This window comes from Caballeronia sordidicola, from assembly GCF_001544455.2.
Taxonomy (GTDB): domain Bacteria; phylum Pseudomonadota; class Gammaproteobacteria; order Burkholderiales; family Burkholderiaceae; genus Caballeronia; species Caballeronia sordidicola.
The window spans coordinates 92,127-111,953 of sequence record NZ_FCOC02000008.1 but is presented as its reverse complement, the minus strand read 5'-3'; the positions used below and the strand labels follow the sequence as shown (position 1 = coordinate 111,953).

17 protein-coding genes are annotated in these 19,827 nt (G+C 62.3%); 7 read left to right on the top strand and 10 right to left on the bottom strand.

Annotated elements, in window-relative coordinates:
* The first annotated feature begins 29 nt into the window (after positions 1-29).
* Positions 30-1,052: a chemotaxis response regulator protein-glutamate methylesterase gene (locus AWB64_RS15180; protein ID WP_060856251.1), complete on the top strand. Its 1,023-nt coding sequence runs from the start codon at positions 30-32 to the stop codon at positions 1,050-1,052.
* A 58-nt stretch (positions 1,053-1,110) separates the two neighbouring features.
* The gene (locus AWB64_RS15175) at positions 1,111-2,250 is read left to right on the top strand and encodes a diguanylate cyclase (protein ID WP_082850496.1); all 1,140 of its coding nucleotides are present in this window, start codon (positions 1,111-1,113) and stop codon (positions 2,248-2,250) included.
* Here AWB64_RS15175 and AWB64_RS15170 read toward each other — a convergent pair.
* The 4 genes from AWB64_RS15170 to AWB64_RS15155 form a co-directional block, all read right to left on the bottom strand.
* Positions 2,247-2,993: a hypothetical protein gene (locus AWB64_RS15170; protein WP_060856250.1), complete on the bottom strand. Its 747-nt coding sequence runs from the start codon at positions 2,991-2,993 to the stop codon at positions 2,247-2,249. The two genes, AWB64_RS15175 and AWB64_RS15170, sit on opposite strands and share 4 nt — an antisense overlap.
* 135 nt (positions 2,994-3,128) lie before the next feature.
* Complete coding sequence (locus tag AWB64_RS15165; RefSeq protein WP_060856249.1) at positions 3,129-4,595, bottom strand: efflux transporter outer membrane subunit; 1,467 nt, start codon at positions 4,593-4,595, stop codon at positions 3,129-3,131.
* Positions 4,592-7,777, bottom strand: a complete 3,186-nt coding sequence (locus AWB64_RS15160; RefSeq protein WP_082850495.1) for an efflux RND transporter permease subunit — start codon at positions 7,775-7,777, stop codon at positions 4,592-4,594. The genes AWB64_RS15165 and AWB64_RS15160 overlap by 4 nt, the downstream gene beginning before the upstream one ends.
* Positions 7,774-8,928, bottom strand: coding sequence for an efflux RND transporter periplasmic adaptor subunit (locus tag AWB64_RS15155; RefSeq protein WP_060856345.1), 1,155 nt, complete (start codon positions 8,926-8,928; stop codon positions 7,774-7,776). The genes AWB64_RS15160 and AWB64_RS15155 overlap by 4 nt, the downstream gene beginning before the upstream one ends.
* Before the next feature lie 247 nt (positions 8,929-9,175).
* Between AWB64_RS15155 and AWB64_RS15150 the strand changes: the two genes are divergently transcribed.
* Complete coding sequence (locus AWB64_RS15150; RefSeq protein WP_060856248.1) at positions 9,176-9,805, top strand: TetR/AcrR family transcriptional regulator; 630 nt, start codon at positions 9,176-9,178, stop codon at positions 9,803-9,805.
* A 19-nt stretch (positions 9,806-9,824) separates the two neighbouring features.
* On the opposite strand, the gene AWB64_RS15145 is transcribed toward AWB64_RS15150, so the two are convergent.
* The 6 genes from AWB64_RS15145 to AWB64_RS15120 form a co-directional block, all read right to left on the bottom strand.
* On the bottom strand, positions 9,825-10,067 hold the full coding sequence (locus tag AWB64_RS15145) for a DUF2795 domain-containing protein (protein ID WP_060856247.1): 243 nt from the start codon (positions 10,065-10,067) through the stop codon (positions 9,825-9,827).
* A gap of 27 nt (positions 10,068-10,094) precedes the next feature.
* Positions 10,095-10,370, bottom strand: a complete 276-nt coding sequence (locus AWB64_RS15140) for a hypothetical protein (RefSeq protein WP_060856246.1) — start codon at positions 10,368-10,370, stop codon at positions 10,095-10,097.
* Between the two features lie 276 nt (positions 10,371-10,646).
* Positions 10,647-12,383: a ClcB-like voltage-gated chloride channel protein gene (locus AWB64_RS15135; RefSeq protein ID WP_060856245.1), complete on the bottom strand. Its 1,737-nt coding sequence runs from the start codon at positions 12,381-12,383 to the stop codon at positions 10,647-10,649.
* A gap of 166 nt (positions 12,384-12,549) precedes the next feature.
* On the bottom strand, positions 12,550-13,353 hold the full coding sequence (locus AWB64_RS15130; protein ID WP_060856244.1) for an aldo/keto reductase: 804 nt from the start codon (positions 13,351-13,353) through the stop codon (positions 12,550-12,552).
* A 52-nt stretch (positions 13,354-13,405) separates the two neighbouring features.
* Complete coding sequence (locus tag AWB64_RS15125; RefSeq protein ID WP_060856243.1) at positions 13,406-14,140, bottom strand: glutathione S-transferase; 735 nt, start codon at positions 14,138-14,140, stop codon at positions 13,406-13,408.
* A 254-nt stretch (positions 14,141-14,394) separates the two neighbouring features.
* On the bottom strand, positions 14,395-15,459 hold the full coding sequence (locus AWB64_RS15120) for a YeiH family protein (protein ID WP_060856242.1): 1,065 nt from the start codon (positions 15,457-15,459) through the stop codon (positions 14,395-14,397).
* A gap of 106 nt (positions 15,460-15,565) precedes the next feature.
* On the opposite strand from AWB64_RS15120, the gene AWB64_RS15115 reads away from it, so the two are divergent.
* The 4 genes from AWB64_RS15115 to AWB64_RS15100 all read left to right on the top strand — a co-directional run bounded on the left by AWB64_RS15115 (position 15,566) and on the right by AWB64_RS15100 (position 19,804).
* Positions 15,566-16,450, top strand: coding sequence for a LysR family transcriptional regulator (locus tag AWB64_RS15115; protein WP_060856241.1), 885 nt, complete (start codon positions 15,566-15,568; stop codon positions 16,448-16,450).
* 166 nt (positions 16,451-16,616) lie between these two features.
* Positions 16,617-17,444, top strand: coding sequence for a sugar phosphate isomerase/epimerase family protein (locus AWB64_RS15110; RefSeq protein ID WP_244164070.1), 828 nt, complete (start codon positions 16,617-16,619; stop codon positions 17,442-17,444).
* Between the two features lie 58 nt (positions 17,445-17,502).
* Positions 17,503-18,474: a sugar kinase gene (locus tag AWB64_RS15105; RefSeq protein ID WP_060856343.1), complete on the top strand. Its 972-nt coding sequence runs from the start codon at positions 17,503-17,505 to the stop codon at positions 18,472-18,474.
* Between the two features lie 31 nt (positions 18,475-18,505).
* The gene (locus tag AWB64_RS15100; protein ID WP_060856240.1) at positions 18,506-19,804 is read left to right on the top strand and encodes an MFS transporter; all 1,299 of its coding nucleotides are present in this window, start codon (positions 18,506-18,508) and stop codon (positions 19,802-19,804) included.
* The last annotated feature ends 23 nt before the right edge of the window (positions 19,805-19,827 follow it).

Here is a 19,827-nt window from a genome sequence, read left to right as displayed (position 1 = left end):
CGTAAAACGAGAGACAGAAGGGGCGCGCAATGAAGATCGGAATTGTGAACGACATGCCGCTTGCAGTGGAAGCCATGCGCTCGGCGCTGGCGACGCGGGATGATTTCGAAGTGGTCTGGGTCGCGACCGACGGTGAGCAGGCCGTGGACTACTGCACGGCGCAGAAGCCCGATGTCGTCCTGATGGATCTCGTGATGCCGCACATGGACGGCACGGAAGCCACGCGGCGCATCATGCGCCAGGCGCCGTGCGCGATCCTGATCGTGACCGTGGATGTAGGTGCAAACGCGTGGCGCGTGTACGAGGCAATGGGGGCGGGTGCGCTCGATGCTGTCGATACACCCGCGCTCGCGGGTCCCGACGCGAAGCGCGGAATCGCCGCGCTGATCGCCAAGATCGATCAGATCGGGGCGCAGCAGCGCGCGAAAGCGGCAGCGAATCCACTGGACGCCGCGCCGCGTATAACATCCGGCACCGCCTTGCTCGCGATTGGCGCGTCGGCAGGCGGACCCGGTGCACTTGCCGTGCTGCTCGCCGCGCTGCCTGCCGATTTCACACCGGCGACGGTCATCGTGCAGCATGTGGATCAGGCGTTTGCCGTCGGCATGGCCGACTGGCTGAACGCGCAGTCCAGATTGCCGGTGCGCGTGGCGCGCGAGGGCGACCGCCCGGAGCCGGGCAAAGTGCTGCTGGCGGCAACCAACGACCACCTGCATTTTGGCGCCGGTAACCGGCTCGCCTACACGGAAGACCCGATGTCGACGCCATACCGGCCTTCCATCGATGTGTTTTTCAACAGCGTGGTCGCGCGCTGGAACGGCAACGCGGTCGGCGTGCTCCTGACCGGCATGGGCCGGGACGGCGCCGCAGGCCTGGCCGCCATGCGTGCGAACGGATATCACACGATCGCGCAGGACGAGGCGACGTGCGCCGTATATGGCATGCCGAAAGCGGCTGCCGCGATCAATGCGGCCGTTTCCATCCTGCCGCTTCAGAACATCGCGAACGCCGTGGTCGGTGCGTTCGCATCGTCGCGCAGGCGAGGCATTTGAACTTTCGCCAAAATGCGCTTGAACACTGATCGAGTATTCAGGATCACACAGGACAGTCATGGAACATCGAAACGCAGATCCGCTGGCAGAGCGCGCCCGACGTGAGTCGGAAAGCGGGCAGGCCGCCCCGAAAGATGCGGCCGGGGACACTTCGGCTTCCGCCACGCTCGCCGCCGACTCGCTCACGGATCTGGTCGCCGAAGCGTTGAACACGCCGAGCGCCGCGGAGAGTTCGGTCATGGTGCTGCTTGTCGATGACCAGACAATCGTTGCGGAAGCCGTGCGCCGAATGCTCGTCGATCAACCAAGGCTCGACTTCCATTACTGCGCGAATCCCGAGGACGCATTGCGCGTCGCGCAGGCCACGCGGCCGACCGTGATCCTGCAGGACCTGGTGATGCCCGGCGTGGACGGCCTGACGCTGGTGCGGCAGTATCGCGGGCATGAGGCAACGCGCGATATTCCGATCATCGTGCTGTCCACCAAGGATGAGCCGCGGATCAAGAGCGCCGCGTTCGCCGCGGGCGCCAACGACTATCTGGTGAAGCTGCCGGACAGCATTGAACTGATCGCGAGGATTCGATACCACTCGCGCTCATACCTGAATCTCCTGCAGCGCGACGACGCGTATCGGGCGTTGCGCCAGTCACAGCAAAAGCTGCTGGAAACGAATCTGGAGCTGCAACGCCTGACGAATTCCGACGGGCTTACGGGTTTGTCGAACCGGCGCTGTCTTGACGACTACATGAGCGCCGAATGGAAGCGCGCCGCACGCGACAAGTCGTCACTCGGTTTCCTGATGATCGACGTGGATAACTTCAAGTCCTACAACGATACCTACGGCCACGTTGCCGGCGACGACGTGCTCAAGCTCGTTGCGCGCGCCATTGAGTCGTGCCTCAACCGCCCTGCAGATCTGGCGGCGCGCTTCGGTGGCGAGGAGTTCGCGGTGGTGTTGCCGTCTACGTTGGCGACCGGGTTGCGTGTTCTCGGCGAGAAAATCCGCATGGCCGTGGAGGCGCTCGCCGTGCCGCATACCGGGTCGCTGGCCAAATGCGTGACCATCAGCGTGGGCGGCGTGACGCAGGTGCCGCAACCGGGAGAGAACGTGAAACAACTGATCGAAGCGGCGGATCTGGCGCTGTACCGTGCGAAACGCGATGGCCGCAACCGGGTCGAAGCCGGCGGATCAGCTTAGAGCGGCCGTGGATTCGCGTTGCCTGTTCCCTGGTCTTTCGCAGGGTCTGGCGCCTTTCTCGAATCCAGGCAACCCGCGCCGGAGAAAATACTCCAGTCACGGCTGCATGTCCGCTGCTGCGTCGTGGACGCGACTTTGAGGTTCTGCCAATCTGCTGTGCTGTCGGCTCCCACGGAAGGGGCTGCGGACACGCTCCACGGATCAGGCTGCAAGACACCTTCATATTTGGATGCTGTTGCCGGCTCGCCGCTCCGGTTCTGTTCGGCCGGGTTGCGTTCGATGGTTCGTGCTGTCTCGGGCGCGATGCGGTTGCGCCACGCGTTGTTGCCCGCAATCAATCCGGGCGAGCGGCCGCGCGGCGTTTCATTCCAGTCCGAGCCGTCCATTACCAGCGCGCTTGCGTGTTGCGGCGGTCGTATTTGCTGAATTGCCTCGTTGGCGACAGGCAATGTCTCGCGCGGCGGCGTTGCTACGCGCAGTGGCGCGGGCGGCGCGCTCCATGCATCGTCTTGCGCGACATGGGCTGCCGACAGATTTACCCACGCATCGTCATTAATGGAACGCCGCGCGACCTGATCGCTCGATTGCGCAGCCCATTGATCGATGCTCACAGCTTCCGCCGCTGGCGCTTCTGCGGCACGAGCGCTTGCATGCATCAAGCTGAAGGCAGCGCATGCCAGCGCGACTTTATCCAGTCCCAAACGGGCAAGCCGGAAGACATCGCGAATGGGTGGTCGAGACATGGCATTTCCTCAGATTGCACGAAAGATCGTCAGCCTATGGCAAATGCGCGTTCGAAATAACACGATTTATCTGAATAGTGAATGGTTTCGTTCCGGGTGCACGGTTCGTAAAAGAGCGTTCAACAATGTGACAGGTTATTTGGCGGGATCAGCCGCTGCCGCGACGTTTGCCGCGCCGCCGTTCGGCGAGCCCATTGCCTGGAACAGGAGCGCGGTATCGGTGAGGCGCGCACTTTCGTACCGGATCGCGTCGAGCCTTGCGTTCCGGTATTGCCGTTCGCTTGCGCGTACCGACGAAGGCGCAATGGCGCCGAGCCGCGCACGTGCCGTGGAATCGGAGAAGACGCTCATGGACGTGCGGCTAGCGGTATCGGCGAAACTGAGCGCCTCGTTGTCCTGCTCGAGCGCCGCGAGGGAATCGGCGACATTGCGGAACGCCGTCAGGACCGTTTGCTTGTACTGCGAGACCGCAGCCTCGTAGCTCGCCTGCGCCGCGCGCTTTTGCGCGAGCAGCGCGCCGCCGTGAAAGAGCGGCTGCGAGAGCGACGCGCCAATGCCCCAGATCGCGCCCGCGCCGGAGAGCGCCGTGGGCCAGCTAAAACCGGCCTTGCCCATTTGCGCCGACAGCGACAAGCTCGGGAACATCTGCGCGGTCGCCACGCCGACCTGCGCGGCGGCGGCCTTGAGCAAGGCATCGGCGGCCTGGATGTCGGGGCGGCTTGCAAGCAGGTCCGACGGCACCACGACCGGCACGTTCGCCGGCACCGTGAGCGCCGCGAGGTCGAGATCGGGCGGCGCCTGATCGGGCGTGCGGCCGAGCATCACGGCGAGCGCATGACGCGTCGAGAGCCATTGCGCCTTGAGGCCGGGAAGCGAAGCCGCAAGCCCGGCCGCGCTCGATCGCGCGTTGAGCGCGTCCGAACGCGAGGCGGAGCCAAGTTCATAGCGGCGCTGCGTCTCGCGCGCGTCTTCGTCGGCGAGAACGACGAGGCGCTCGGTCGTATCGATTTGCGCGCGCAACGCGGCGGCGCCGATCGCGCCCGTCACGATGTTCGCGGCAAGCGCGCGGCGGGCGGCATCGAATTGCCAGGACTGGCTGTCCACCTGGGCCGCCAGCGCGCGGTCGGCCAGGCGCGCCGCACCGAACAGATCGAACGTGTATTGCGCACGGATCTGGCCGACGAACAGGTTATAGAGCACCGTTGGCGGACCGAAATTCGGCACGCCGATAGCACGCTCGCGGTCGACCTGGCCGCCCAGGTCGATGCTCGGCAGCATCGACGAGCCGATCTGCGCCCGCAGTTGCTCGCGCGCGGCCGCGAGGCTTTTGTCGGCGGCGGCGAGGTTCGGGCTGTTGCGCAGGCCTTCGTCTACAAGCGCGTTCAGCGCGTCGGACCGGTAGAGCTTCCACCAGTCGGGAACGGGCTTCGCGCTGGCATCGAAGGTTTGTGAGACGCCTTCGGCCGAGACGGTATGCGACGGCTGCGCCGTGACGCCGTAATGCGACACAGGCGGCAACGCGGGCGGCTTGCCGTCCGGTCCGAACGAGCACGCCGAGAGCACTGACGCGAACGCAAGCGTGGTCAAGGAAAAGCGCATCATGAGCGGCCTCCGTCGCCAGCAGCGGGCGTGTTGGGGTCCTGATGACCCGCGCGCTCATGGTGCTTCACCCTGAACGAAGCTGCATACAACGCCGGCAGGTAAAACAGCGTGAGCACGGTGGCGCTCGTGATGCCGCCCATCAGCGCGGTCGCCATCGGGCCGAAGAAGTTGCTGCGCAGGAGCGGGATCAGCGCGAGCACAGCGGCCGCGGCTGTCAGCGTTATCGGCCGGAAGCGCCGCACGGTTGCGCCCACAATGGCGTCGAAGCGCGGATGTCCCGCCGCGATGTCCTGCTCGATCTGATCCACGAGAATCACGGAGTTGCGCATGATGATTCCGAACATGGCGATCACACCCAGCATGGCGACAAAACCAAACGGCTTGTTGAAAAGCAGCAGCGTGATCACCACGCCGATCAGCCCTAGCGGCGCGGTCAGCACGACCATCATCACGCGTGCGAAGCTCTGCAACTGGATCATCAGCAGCGTCAGCACGACGATCACCATGATCGGCATTTGCGCATTGATGGAAGCCTGACCCTTGCCGCTTTCCTCAACCGGGCCGCCCACTTCGATCCTGTAACCCACCGGCAGGCTCGCGCGCAGCGTGCCGAGTTTCTTTTCTATGGCATGCGTCACGTCGATACCTTGCGCGCCCGCGCGCACATCCGATTGCACGGTGATGGTCGGCTGACGATCCCGTTCCCAGATCACGCCATATTCCAGATCGTTGACGACATGACCGATCGTCCCGAGCGGCACGGCGCCATTGGGCGTTGGCATGGCGAGCGTGGCGAGTCTCGCCGGATCGACGCGTTCACGCAGCGGCGCGCGCAGGTCGACGCTGATCAGCTTGTCGCGCTCGCGATACTGCGTGACCGTGTAACCGGTGAACTGCATTGCAAGGAAGTTGGACACGTCCTGCGAGCTCACGCCGAGTTCACGCGCTTTCTTCTGGTCGATCTGAAAGCGCACCGAACGCTCCGAGGGTTCGTCCCAATCGTATTGAACGTTGGACGTGCCGCTGTCGGCGCGCATTTCGGCGAAGACTTTTTCCGCGATGCCGCGCACCGTCGGCAGGTCGTCGCCGCTGACGCGGAATTGGACCGGATAGCCGACCGGCGGTCCGTTTTCGAGTCGCGACAAACGCGTTCGTATCGATGAAAACTTCTCGCGCAACACGGGTCCGAGCCAGCTTGCCAGTTTCTCGCGGTCCTCCACGGATTTCGCCGTGATCACGAACTGCGCGAAGTTGGGCTGCGGCAACTGCTGGTCGAGCGGCAGGTAAAAACGCGGCGCGCCCGTGCCGACAAAATTCACCACATGATCGATCTCGGGCCGTCCTTCGAGCACCTTCTCGAGACGCCTGGTTTCGCGCAACGTGGCGTCGAACGACGCGCCTTCCTGCAGGCGGACATCGACCAGCAGTTCGGAGCGGTCCGAACTCGGGAAGAACTGCTGCGGCACGAGCGTGAAGCCCGCCATGGCGATCACGAACAGCACGATCGTGATGCCGAGCACCACGAAACGCCGCTCGATACACCACGTGAGCCAGCCGCGCAGCCGCGTGTAGAACTTCGTGTCGTAAATGTCGTGTTCATGATCGGGCGCGTGATGCGCCTCGCGCTTGCGCTCCGGCAGCAGCTTGTAGCCGAGCAGCGGAATCAGCACGACCGCCGCGAACCACGACGCAATCAGCGCGATCGCGGACACCTCGAAGATCGAGCGCGTGTATTCGCCCGTGCTGGATTTGGCGAGCGCGATCGGCAGGAAACCGCCGACGGTGACAAGCGTGCCGGTGAGCATAGGGAACGCCGTGCTGGTGTACGCGTAAGCCGCGGCGCGCGAGCGGTTCCATCCTTGCTCGAGCTTCACGGCCATCATTTCCACCGCGATGATCGCGTCGTCGACCAGCAGGCCGAGCGCGAGGATCAGTGTGCCAAGCGAGACCTTGTGCAGGCCGATATCGAAGAGATACATGAAGAGCGCGGTTACCGCGAGCACGACCGGAATCGAGATCACGACCACCATGCCGGTGCGAAACCCGAGCGAAACAAGGCTCACGATCAGCACGATCACGACCGCTTCGGCCACGGCTTCGAGAAAGTCGTCGACCGACTTCGATACCGCGTGCGGCATGCTCGACACTTCGTTCAGCACGAGCCCGGCGGGAAGCTGCGTGCGCAGTTGCGCCACTTGAGCGTCCAGCGCCCGGCCAAGACGCACGACGTCCTGCCCCGGCTGCATGGTGATGCCGATACCGAGCACCGGCTTCTCAGCCGAGCGCATTTGCGTGGCGGGCGGATCGAGATAACCGCGCCTGATGGTCGCAATGTCGCCGAGGCGAAACGAGCGGCCGTTCACGCGGATGAGCGTGTCGGCGAGGGCGGCCATGTCGGTGATCTGCCCGCTCGGGCGCACGAACACGCGGTCGTTGGGCGTGTTCATTGTGCCGGCGGGGGCGACGGCGTTCTGTCCGTCTATAGCCTGCGCGATCTGTTGCGGCGATATGCCAAGCCGGGTGAGTTGCGTATTCGATATCTCGACGTAGACGCGTTCGTCCTGATCGCCGAAATAATTGACCTTCGCGACGCCGGGAACGCGCAGCAGGACGGTGCGCAGCGAGTCGGCGTAATCGTGTAGCTGGGCCGGCGAAAAGCCATCTCCTTCGAGCGTATAGATGTTCGTGAAGACGTCGCCGAATTCATCGTTGAAATACGGTCCCTGCACGCCGGGAGGCAGCGTGTACGCAATGTCGCCGACTTTTTTCCGGACCTGATACCACTCTTCCGGCACCTCCTTCGCGGGCGCGCCGTCTTTCATGGTAAAGAAGAGAAGCGATTCGCCGGGGCGCGAATAGCTGCGCAGGAAATCCGTGGATGGCGTTTCCTGCAGCTTCTTCGCGATCTTGTCGGTGACCTGTTCCTGCACCTGCCGCGCGGTCGCGCCAGGCCAGAAGGTCTGGATGACCATCACGCGGAACGTGAACGGCGGGTCTTCGGATTGCGCGAGCCGCGTGTACGCGAGCACGCCGAAAATGGTCGCCATCGCGATCAGGAACACGACCAGCGCCTGATGCCGCAACGCCCAGGCAGAAAGATTGAAGCTGCCTTCCTCGTGACGATAATCGCCCGAAGCCGCCGCCTTTTCGCGGGCAGACTGATCCCGATCCTGATCGCTCATGATGCGAAGTCTTCTGGATGCAGCGGCGCGACCACGCGGACTTTCTCGCCGGCGGAAACGGTATGGACGCCTTGCCACACGACGCGGTCGCCTGCCGAAATCCCTTGCGACACCGTCACCGTGCGTTCGCCGTAACGCGAGACCTCGACGCGGCGCAACTCGAGCGCATTGTCGGCCTTGACGATCCAGACCGCAGGCAGCTTGCCCGTATGAAAGAGCGCGGTGGAGGGCAGCGTGAACGACTGCGCTGGCGTGCCGGAGGCGGAAGACGCCGCCGCCTGGGCGAACGCAACATCGGCGGTCATGCCGAGCCGGACTTCCGGCGTGGGCGATTCCAGAGTCAGCCTCACGCGATACGTCCGGCTTTGCGCATCCGCGGCGGGCGACACTTCCCGCACGCGCGCCGTGAATGTCTTGCCGGAAAGCGCGCCGATAGTGACCGTGGCGGTCTGCCCAACCGCGAGCGCGCCAAGCGACGTTTCCGGCACGTCGGACACCACGTCGATTTCCCCGCTCCACGCGAGGTTGTAGACCGCTTGCCCCGCGGAGACGTTTTGCCCTGTATCGGCCTGTTCCGCCGTGATGACGCCGGCTTTATCGGCGGCGAGCGTGGTGTATTTCAGCTGATCCTGCGATAACGCCGCCTGCGCCTGAGCCTGATTACGCTGTGCGAGCGCGGCGGCGTAGGCGTTTTCGGTCTGTTCGAGCTGCGCGCGCGAGATCAGATTTTCCTGCGCCTGTGCGCGGTCGCGCGTGACCTGCTGCTCGGCGTAGGTCAACTGATGCTGAGCGGCGGAGAGTTGCGCGGCCGCGCTTGCGGCGTTCTTGGTGTTATCGGCGGGATCGAGGCGCGCCACGATTTCGCCCGCCTTCACCCGGTCACCGAGACGCACACGGCGCTCGATGATCTTTCCACCAACCCGGAACGAAAGCGGGGTGGAATAGCGCGATTCGATGGTCCCCGGCAACGACGACTGCAAAGCCTTCGTATCCGCTTCTGCGGCGACGGCGACCACCGGACGCAGGACGGCGGGCGGCGCTTCCTTCTTGCCGCATGCCGCGAGCGCCACGACGGCGAGCACGCCAACCGAGCTGATTAACGCGGTGCGCCGCGAAACCCTGGCGCCTCCCGGCAGTAACAACGCAAACATGCGACGGCAGACTTGCAGTATCACGAATGACCTCGACGCAAAACGTTTGGGCGCGCAACGCCAATCCAGTCTGCCGCAGCGCGTTTCAAGATGTTGGAGCGGTTTGGGCGCGGCGCTCGAAGCGCTGGAAAGCCAATGCCCATAAGCTTTCGGACTTGCCGCTACCAAATACATCGTGCATTCTAATACAACACTGTATTTGGAATCGAGGCTGTATCAAAATTTTTGAGATGATAGACTTCCGCGCATGAAACGAATTCGCCTCACCCGGGAACAGAGTCGCGATCAGACGAGAGAGCGTTTGATGGACGCTGCTCAAGCTGTGTTCATGAAGAAGGGATTTGTCGCTGCGAGTGTCGAGGACATCGCAGGGTCGGCCGGCTATACGCGCGGCGCTTTTTATTCGAACTTCGGCAGCAAGTCCGCGTTGTTCCTGGAACTGCTCAAACGCGACCATGACGTCATCATGAAGCGGCTGCATTCCATCTTCGACGGCGAAGCGAGCCGAGCCGACATGGAAGCCCGGCTCCTGCAGTATTACAGCGAGTGTTATCGCGACAACAAGTGTTTTCTGTTGTGGGTCGAGGCGAAATTGCAATCAAGCCGCGATGCAAAATTTCGCGCGCAATTCAATGCGTTTATCCGGGAACTGTTGCAGACAACGACGGCGTATATTGTCGCGTTTTCGGAGCGGGCGGGAACACCGCTGCCCATGCCGGCCGAAGAACTGGCGCTGGGCCTGACGGCGTTGATCGACGGGATGCAGTTTTTTTATACGTCGGATCCGCAAGCGTGTGGTGCCGAGATGTCCGAAGCCGTGCTTGCGAAGTTTTTCAGCCGCGTGGTATTCGGGGCGGAGAAAATCGGGTCTGTCTGATGCTCAGAATATCGGCGGTTCAGGCCGATATGCCCGACGCACCATTGCTGCCGAGCAGTTGCTCCACCGAGTCCGCACTTGCGTAATCCTGTTCCGGCAATCCATCGAAAATGGCGATCACGTCGTTGCTGACGCCGGCGGCACGGGCTGCATCGACAATTCCGTCCTTGTTGGCCGGAAACTTCATGTCGCGCAGGACTTGCGCAATTTCATCGTCGATGGGCTCGTAGTTGAGGCTTTCGCTGATGCGTGTATCCGTCATTTGTATCCTTTGTTGTCGTTCAAATAATTATGTGCGGACCTGCACGACCTGGCTCGCCATGCCGTGGCTCGGCGAGCGCGACTTCGGCAGCGGCACGTGACGCCAGCGCGCGTGATCGATTTCCTGCGCGGCGATGTCCGGCGCGGGAGGCGAAACCGGCGCTGCGTTTGCGCGCAAGGCAAGCGCGACGCGCATGGCTTGCTCCTGCCGTGCGGCGTAGGCCGCGTCGTCGCTCGTATGAAGCGGCGCCGCGTAGCAGGACACGGAGACCAGCGCCATGGATAACACCGTCGAGGTTTTCATCGCCAACCCTCCTGACAACAAAACGAATCAGATCAAGGCAGTACAGTAATTTTAGCGATGATTCGAGCAAAGGCTATGCCAATCGGCTTTGACGGTTCAAACGAGATTCGGCTGAGGATTTTCGAGATCACGAGAAGGTTGTGTGGACAGGGTACGAGCGGCAGTTGTTCGAGTGATTTCTAGAAGCGCCCGTTCTATCCTCCTTCGCGACCCGCGCCGCGTTTTTGCACGCCGTGCGCAATTTCAACGCGGGTTTGTCCTGATTTGGCCCGCCATTCAACGCGATGACGGATTCAGCCGGAAATAGGCGTCCAGCAGCGAGGTCTTGTACACCACGCCGAGCAACACCGGCCGCGCCGCGCAGTCGATGACTGGCAGGCGCTCGCCCTGAAACGCAAGGAAGTGCTGGAGCGCTTCGCCGAGCGACATGTTCGGCGTCAATACATCGAAATGCGGCTGCAGATAATCCGCCGCCTTCTTCGCTTCGGTATTGCGTTCGTCCAGCAGGTCGGACGTGATGTCCTTCAGCGCGACCACGCCGCGAAACTGGTTGTCTGCATCGACGACATACAGATACTTGACCGGATATTCGAGGAACACGCGTGTCATTGCTTTCACGTCCGCGTCGAGCTGGACCACCGTGTCGGCGGGTTTCACGAGTTCGCGCATCTGCGTGGCGGCAAGGCGCAGGCGTTCTTTTTCGTCGCGGTTGCGGCGCAAGGTCACTTCGTACATGGACGTCTGCGCCGACGCCCGCGCGATGAAAAACGCCACCACGCATGACAGCATCAGCGGCAGCATGACCTGATAGCTCAGCGTCATTTCGAAGATCATCAGGATCGCCATGAGCGGCGCGTGCGTGGCGGCGGCGAGAAACGCGCCCATGCCGACCATTGCGTAGGCGAAGGGTGCTGACGTGGAGTGCGGCCAGATGGCGTGCGCCGCGAGTCCGAACAGGCAGCCGACCACCGCGCCCACGAAGAGCGTCGGCGTGAAGATCCCGCCGACCGCGCCCGAACCGGCGGTTGCGGCGGTCGCGACAATCTTGAACAGCAGCACGGCGGCGAGCGCTTCCCAGGTCCATGCGTGATGCAGGATCGAATTCACGACTTCGTAGCCGTTGCCCCAGACCTCGGGATACCAGACGGAAATCCCGCCGACAATCAGTCCGCCGAGCGCGAGCCGGATGGGCACAGGCAAGGGCAGTCGGGCAAAGCGTTCCTTCGATGCCGAAAGCAACCGCAGGAAATACGGCGCGAGCACGCCGCAGATCAATCCGAGCGCCACGAACAACAGCACTTCGACGCCCGTCACCGTCGGGAACACCGGCATTTCGTAAGGCGGCCGATACCCCGCGAATTCTCGCATCGTGATGTTCGCGACCACCGACGACACCACGATCGGCCCGAAGCTTTCCATGACGATGGAACCGAGCACGATCTCGGTCACGAAAAACGCGCCGGCAATGGGCGCGTTGTAAGCCGACGTGATCCCGGCCGCCGCGCCGCACGCAACCAGCAGGCGCAGGCGTGCGGGATCGAAGTGTACCCATCGGCCGATCAGGGATGAACAGAGCGCCGCGAGCTGGACCATCGATCCTTCGCGTCCAATGGAGCCGCCGCTCGCAATGGTGAAGAGCGACGAGACGCTGCGCCACAAACTTTGCGAGACCGGCACGACGCCGTCGCCGATGGTCACGGCTTCCATATAGTCGGCGTGCGCCTGGCTCGCCGGAAGGCGTCGCGCCATCAGGAGACACAATCCCGCGATCAAGCCGCCCGCCGTGGGCAACGCCACGCGCACTGGCCACGGCAGGCGCGTCGCCATCTCGACGAAGTTGCCGTTCGCGCCGCCAAACAGACGCTGCAGTTCGTCGATACCGATCCGGAATGCCGCCGTCGCAAACGCGCCGGCCACGCCGACAATGACCGCCCATACGAGCATGGTATGGGCTTCGGAGAAACGGAACCGGCGCTGTACCCGGGTACGCAGCTTGAGGAGAAATGACAGCACGTGAGCCTGGCTTGACTTGGATCGAGTCGGATGAATGCGGGGCCAAGGATATCACCCGGGACAGGCCGTGGGGACCGGTTGCGCGGTGTGTTCAGACGGCTCGCGGCAACAAAAAACCCGGCCTTGCATGCGCAAGGCCGGGTTTCCCGGCAGTCAGGCTGCTACCTCACCACTTCGGCGCGAACGGCGGCTTGGCGTGGCGTTCGCCTTCGTCTAACGCGTCGATTTTCTTGATGTCGTCGGCGTCGAGCTTGAGTTTTTGCGAGTCCCAGTTCGTTTGCTGATGCTCCGGATTGGTCGATGCCGACAGCACCACGATATCGCGCGACAACAACCACGCGAAGGTCACTTGCGCCGCTGTCACGCCGTGTTTCTTCGCGATTTCGTTGAGCGTTGGATCCTTGTGCGCGCGGCTTTCGCCAAGCGGCATGTAGGCGGTGGCTTTCACGCCGAGCTTTTGCGTTGCCTCGACCAGCTTGCGGTTCGCGAGGAACGGGCTGATTTCGAACTGGTTCGTCACAATGCCTTCGCCGCCCGGCGCGTTGAGCGCTTCCTCGAGCAAGGGAGCAGTGAAGTTCGATACGCCGAAATGGCGGATCAGCCCTTCTTTCTGCGCATCCTGGAATCCCGCGATGGTTTCGGCAATCGGCACCACGCTGTCCGGCGACGGCCAGTGAACCAGCGCAAGATCGATCGTGCCGATGTTCAGTTTCTTGTGGCTATCGACAAGGCTTTTCACCACGTCTGCACGGCGCAACTGGTCGTGCCAGACCTTCGTCGTGACCCAGATGTCCTCGCGCGGAATGCCCGAGTCGCGCACGCCTTTGCCAACGGACTCTTCGTTGTTGTAGAACTTCGCGGTGTCGATATGGCGGTAACCCAGTTGCAGCGCGCTTTTGACCGCGTTCACGGTCTTTTCGGCATCCACACGAAAAGTGCCCAGTCCGAATGAGGGAATCGTTTCAACCATCTGATGCTCCTTTTGACTGCGTTCGTCTACGTTGATCCAAGGGCCGTCCGGGTCAGGCGTCCTGATCCAGTTCGGGATAATGACGGAAGATGCCGGATTCATTGAAGGGAATCCGGCGTTCCGAATCCACATACCCGGCAATGTTTGGCCGTTCCAGCACGGCGTCGTGGAGCGCCTGCACGCGCGGGTATTGCTTCACAAACTTTTTTGTCGCGCGTGGGAAGGCATAGTGCAGGCCTTCCACGAGCTGGAATATCGACAGGTCCACGTACGTGGTTTTGTCGGTGATCATGTGTTTGTCGCCGTGCGGATTTTGCTTGAGCACACGCTCGAAATAGCCCATGAACTTGGGAATCCGATTATCGATGAAATCCTTCGCGCGCGCTTTCGCCGCATCTTTCTGGTCCTCGTAATAGAGGCCCGAGGCGAGCGGGTGATGCGTGTCGTGGACCTCCGTCACCATGTCGGCAATGGTGAGCTGCAGGCCGTTCGCTACGTAGCGCTGGCCTTCATCCTTGGGCGCGAGGCCGAGCCTGGGGCCAAGGTACAACAAGATGTTCGCGACGTGCGGCACGATCAGTTCGCCGTCTTTCAGGAACGGCGGAGCGTAGGGAATCTGCGGTTCGCTCTTGCTTTCGATGATCTTCGTCATCGCGCCCATTCCTTGACCGTCTTTCTTCGCGCCGCGCACGACATCCACGTAGTCCGCGCCCGCGTCTTCAAGTGCGAGCCGGACAAATTCGCCGCGGCCCTGAAGTCCGTCCCAGTAATAAAGTTCGTACGCCATTCGTCATGTCCTCGCGTGTGAAGCTGTGCTTCGGAGCAAGAGGAAGTAGCAACGGCTGTGCCGACGAATGGCAGGGCGCGTGGATTCAAACGTGAATGATTCGTAAGGTCGCTATATCCGTAAGCGGATTCGCCTGGACGCCATTTGCACGTTTAGGGTCGCGAAAGCGCATTTGATTTGAAAAACTTATTTTTCGCGCGTTTCGCGATCTTCACTCGAAAAATTGTCACATAGGCCCAGGTGATCGGTGCCGATTATCTCAACAGCTTTTCGACACCCATCGTAATCAGAAGTCCACCGCCGATCAGCCAAGCATACAGAATCGCCCCCGTCACCAGCGCACGCGGTCCGGCCCGGCGAATCTGCGCCACCCGCGTTTCGATTCCCAGCGCGGTCATTGCCATGGTGAGCGCGAACGTGTCGAGCGTATTGAGCGTGTGCGTGGTGGTATCGGGCAAGACGTGCAGCGAATTCACGATAACCAGCGCAAGGAAACCAAGCGCGAACCAGGGAATGGCGAGCTTGCGCTTTGCACCGTGAGCGGCGCTGCGCGACCGGTTCACCCACATGCCGATCACCAGCAGCACCGGCACGAGCAACATCACGCGCGTCATTTTCACGATGGTCGCAATATGCGTCGCTTCCGGGCTGACGTTGCTTGCCGCGCCCACGACCTGCGCGACTTCGTGAATCGTGCCGCCGAAAAACAAGCCCACGCCCAGCGTATCCAGATGCAACCAGCCAAGGTGCACGGCGAGCGGGTAAAGGAACATGGAAAGCGTGCCGAACAGCACCACGCTGCCGACGGCCATCGCGCTTTTATGCGGCTCGGATTGCAGCGTCGATTCGAACGCAAGGACCGCTGCCGCGCCACAAATCGCGCTGCCCGCGGCGGTGAGCAGGGCTGTATCGCGATCGAGCTTCATCAGCTTTATGCCCGCCCACGTGCCAATAGCAAGCGTGCTCACCACTACCAGCACCGATACCGTCAGCCCAGGCAACCCGACCTGAGCGATTTCCTGCAGACTCACGCGCAGTCCGAAAAATCCCACGGCGATACGCAACAGCTTACGTGCCGAGAAGTTCACGCCCGATGCCCAGCTTTCCGGCATGCCGTCGCGCAGTGCGTTGCCGTAGATGGCGCCCGCGACAATCCCGACGATCAGCGGACTCAGCCCCAGATTCGCGACAACCGGCAATGCCGATACCTGCGTGACCGCGGCGGCGAAGAGCGCGACAAACAAAATGCCGTTCAGTTGGCCGCGCGTCTGGCTGGCTGGCGCGCGGTGGTGAGTGGCGGGCGTAGTGACGGAGGACATGGTTTTTTCACCTTGGTTTGACCATGCAATCCTATTCTCGATATATCGATATGAAAAATCGTCATTTAGAATGTAAAATATCGGCTGGACTGATACATTCACCAATATGACCCCTGAGCAGCTTATAACGTTTGCAACTGTTGCAGAGCATGGAAACATCAGCCGGGCGGCGGTTGCGCTGCATTTGTCCCAGCCCGCGGTGTCCGGGCAGTTGCGCCAGCTGCAGGACGAGTTTGGCGAGCCGCTTTATCAGCGCGATGGCCGTGGCGTAAGGCTGACCGCTGCCGGCGAGCAACTCGCCGTGTATGCCTCGCGAATCCGGGAAACCTTCGCCCAGGCGCATGCTTACCGCAACGCTCTGCGCGGGCTTGAAAGCGGCACACTGCGGATCGGCGCGAGCACAACGCCCGCAAGTTATCTTCTGCCTTATCTGATCGCGGCGTTTCGCAGACAACATCCGGATGTGACTATTCATACCATCGACGGCAATACGGCCGAGATCGTCGCGGCGCTCGGTTCGCTCGATATCGCCATGATCGAAGGGCCGGTGGGCGCCGATCTGCCGCCGGGGACCGAAGCCACGGCGTGGCGCGAGGACGAGATCGTGGCGATCGCGCCGAGTGGTCACGCCTGGTCGAAGGCGCACGGCGAAGCCACGCTGGAAGCGCTGTGCGCCGGACCGCTGGTGTTGCGCGAGGCGGGGTCGGGCGTGCGCCAACTGGTTGAGCGCGCGTGCGCGCGGGCGGGCGTGCAAATGCGCGTCGCGCTGGAAATCGCGGGTGTGGAGGGCGTGAAGGAAGCGGTCAGGGCGGGAATGGGAGTTGGTTTTGTATCGGCCATGTCGATGCGGCACGAGGACGGCGCGCTGCAGTGTTTGCGAATCGCGCCGGAGCCTCTGACGCGGCGGTTTTCGATCCTGATGCCGCATGCAGTCACGCCGTCGCGGGTCGCGGCGAGCTTTTATGCGCTGTGTCTGGAAGGCGGAGTCTGAAAGCGTCGCGCCAATCCGTTAGACAGATGAAATGCCCTAGGGATATCCATGATGGCGACTGAGTGGCCGGTGGCGGATCATTCCACTCATATCGAGACGCACACGCGTCTTTTTTCAAAACTGCATTTGGAACCGGTTCCAAGCAAATAATCGGGCGAATTCGATCGTGGAAAAGGGCAATTCCGTAAATCTGGTCAAAAATACCGCGCGTGTCACGAACGTCCCGATTGTCATCGTGGCGAGTGCCTTTGGGGTGGAAGCAATTCGCCGCGACGGTCACGCACATTGGGCTGCGGTCGCGGCGAAGGCGGGCGCGGCAGGCTTTGAAGTGCGCCGCGAATTGTTTGCTGACGACACCCAGTCGCAGCCCGATTCCCTGCGCGAACTCGGCGACAAGATCCGCGCCGCCGGTATGTGGCCGGTCTACTCCACGCCTGCGACGTTGTTTGACGACCAAGGCGCGCTCGATGAATCCGCGATGACATTGACGCTCGCCGAAGCCGATGCGCTCGGCGCGCGTATCGTCAAGTTTCAGCTTGGCGGATCGCCGGTGACCGGCACGGCAACTGACGAAAGCACGCTTGATCGGCTGATTGCCGGCGTCGCCGGGTCGAAATCAAAGGTCGTGGTCGAGAACGGTCAACTGAAAGCAGGTGGGACGATCGATGCGTTCGCGGCCTTGTTCGAAGCATTGAAACCACGGAAACACACACTTTCGATGACCTTCGATACCGGCAACTGGCGCTGGGCCAATCAGGACCCGCTGGACGCGGCAAAGCGCTTGGGGGAATACGTCACATATGTGCATTGCAAGGCCGTGCAGGGCGAGGGCGCACGGCGTTTCGCAACCGCGCCCGCAATGGACGACACCTACTTCACCACGCTCCTCGCTCAACTCCCGCGCGACGTTCCGCGTGGTATCGAATTCCCGTTTGACCCGGCGCACATGGCGGACGATGCCGCCCGATACGTCCAGCAAATCGCAACAGCATAAAAATCCAGCACGAACCCGGCACACGCACTCAATGAACATGAATACCGAAGGACCGAACATGATCCCAGCACTCGACGTCGTGACCTACGGCGAAGCCATGACGCTGTTTGTCGCGACCGAAACCGGCGATCTGGCCAAGGTCGGACACTTTGCCAAGCGCGTGGCCGGGGCCGACCTGAATGTGGCGATCGGCTTGTCGCGGCTTGGTTTCAAGGTCGGCTGGATGAGCCGCGTGGGCCATGATTCGTTCGGCCGCTATGTGCTCGATGTGCTCGCGCAAGAAGGCATTGACTCGAGCCGCGTGACAGTCGACGACCGCTATCCCACCGCGTTCCAGTTGAAATCGAAGAACGACGACGGCAGCGATCCGGCCATCGAATATTTTCGCAAAGGGTCGGCGGCGAGCCATTTGTCGCTCGATGACTACGTTGCGGACTACGTGCTCGGCGCACGCCATTTGCATTTGACGGGCGTGGCGCCCGCGATCTCGGCGACATCGCGCGAACTCGCGTTCCACATGGCGACAGAAATGCGCAAGGCCGGCAAGACCGTTTCCTTCGATCCAAACCTGCGTCCCACGCTCTGGCCGTCGCAGGAAGCCATGGCCGAAGCGCTCAATGCGCTCGCCGCGCACGCCGACTGGGTCATGCCGGGGGTAAGCGAAGGCAAGATCCTGACGGGCTACACGGCGCCCGAGGACATTGCGCAGTTTTATCTGGATCAGGGCGCGAAGGGCGTCGTGGTAAAGCTCGGCGCGCACGGCGCGTATTTCCGCACCGCGGACAACGACCAGGGCACGGTGCCGGCGATCCCGGTCGAAAAGGTCGTGGACACGGTGGGCGCCGGCGATGGTTTCGCCGTCGGCGTGGTCAGCGCGCTGCTCGAAGGCCGCGATGTGCGTCACGCGTTGTCGCGCGGCAACCGCATCGGCGCGCTGGCAATCCAGGTGATCGGCGACAGCGAGGGCCTGCCTACACGCGCCGAACTCGACAAGCTGGAACACGCACCCGCGGCCATACACGCCGCTTGATCGCGCGCGAGTGCAAAAAAGGAGACCAGGCATGCAACAAATCAGCGACAGCACGTCAAACAAGCCCACACTCGCGGTGCGCCGCTGGTGGACGATCATGCCGATCGTGTTCATCACCTACAGCCTCGCGTACCTCGACCGGGCGAACTTCGGCTTTGCATCGGCGGCGGGGATCAATCACGATCTTGGGATCAGCAAGGGGCTGGCATCGCTGATCGGCGCGTTGTTTTTCCTCGGCTATTTTTTCTTCCAGATCCCCGGCGCCATCTACGCCGAACGGCGCAGCGTGAAAAAGCTCGTGTTCACAAGCCTGATCCTGTGGGGCGGATGCGCGGCGCTGACCGGCGTGGTGACCAACATTCCCTCGCTGATGGCGCTGCGCTTTGTCCTCGGCATCGTGGAGGCCGCCGTGATGCCGGCCATGCTGATCTTCATCTCGAACTGGTTCACGAAATCCGAGCGCTCGCGCGCCAACACGTTCCTGATTCTCGGCAATCCGGTCACGGTGCTGTGGATGTCGGTGGTGTCGGGCTATCTGATCAACGCGTTTGGCTGGCGCCATATGTTCGTGGTCGAAGGCGTGCCGGCGATCATCTGGGCGGTGATCTGGTGGTTTATCGTGCAGGACAAGCCGGCGCAGGTGAAATGGCTTTCCGATCAGGAAAAGCGCGCGCTCGATGAAACCCTGCGCGCGGAACAAGCCGCGATCAAACCGGTCAAGAACTACGGCGAGGCGTTCAAATCACCGGCCGTGATGAAGCTTTCCGCGCAGTATTTCTGCTGGAGCATCGGCGTGTATGGTTTCGTGCTGTGGCTGCCGTCCATTCTCAAGAACGCTTCCACGTTCGGCATGGTCGAGACCGGCTGGCTTTCCGCCGTGCCGTATCTCGCGGCGACCATTGCGATGATCGCGGCGTCCTGGGCATCGGACAAACTCGAACGCCGCAAGCTTTTTGTATGGCCGTTCCTGCTGATCGGCGCGTTCGCGTTCGCGGGATCGTACATGCTGGGATCGACGAATTTCTGGGCGTCGTATGCATTGCTCGTGATCGCGGGCGCGGCCATGTACGCACCTTATGGTCCGTTCTTCGCGATCGTGCCGGAACTCCTGCCGAAGAACGTCGCGGGCGGCGCAATGGCGCTGATCAACAGCATGGGCGCGCTCGGCTCGTTCGTGGGTTCCTACGTGGTCGGTTATTTGAACGGCGCGACAGGATCTCCCGCGGCGTCGTATGTGTTCATGAGCGCGGCGCTCGTGGCCGCCGTCATCCTGACGCTTGCCGTGAAACCGCAACCCGTTGCGCCGGCCGCTAAACTGGCCGCTCACTAATCCGATATCTGATCCACAGGACC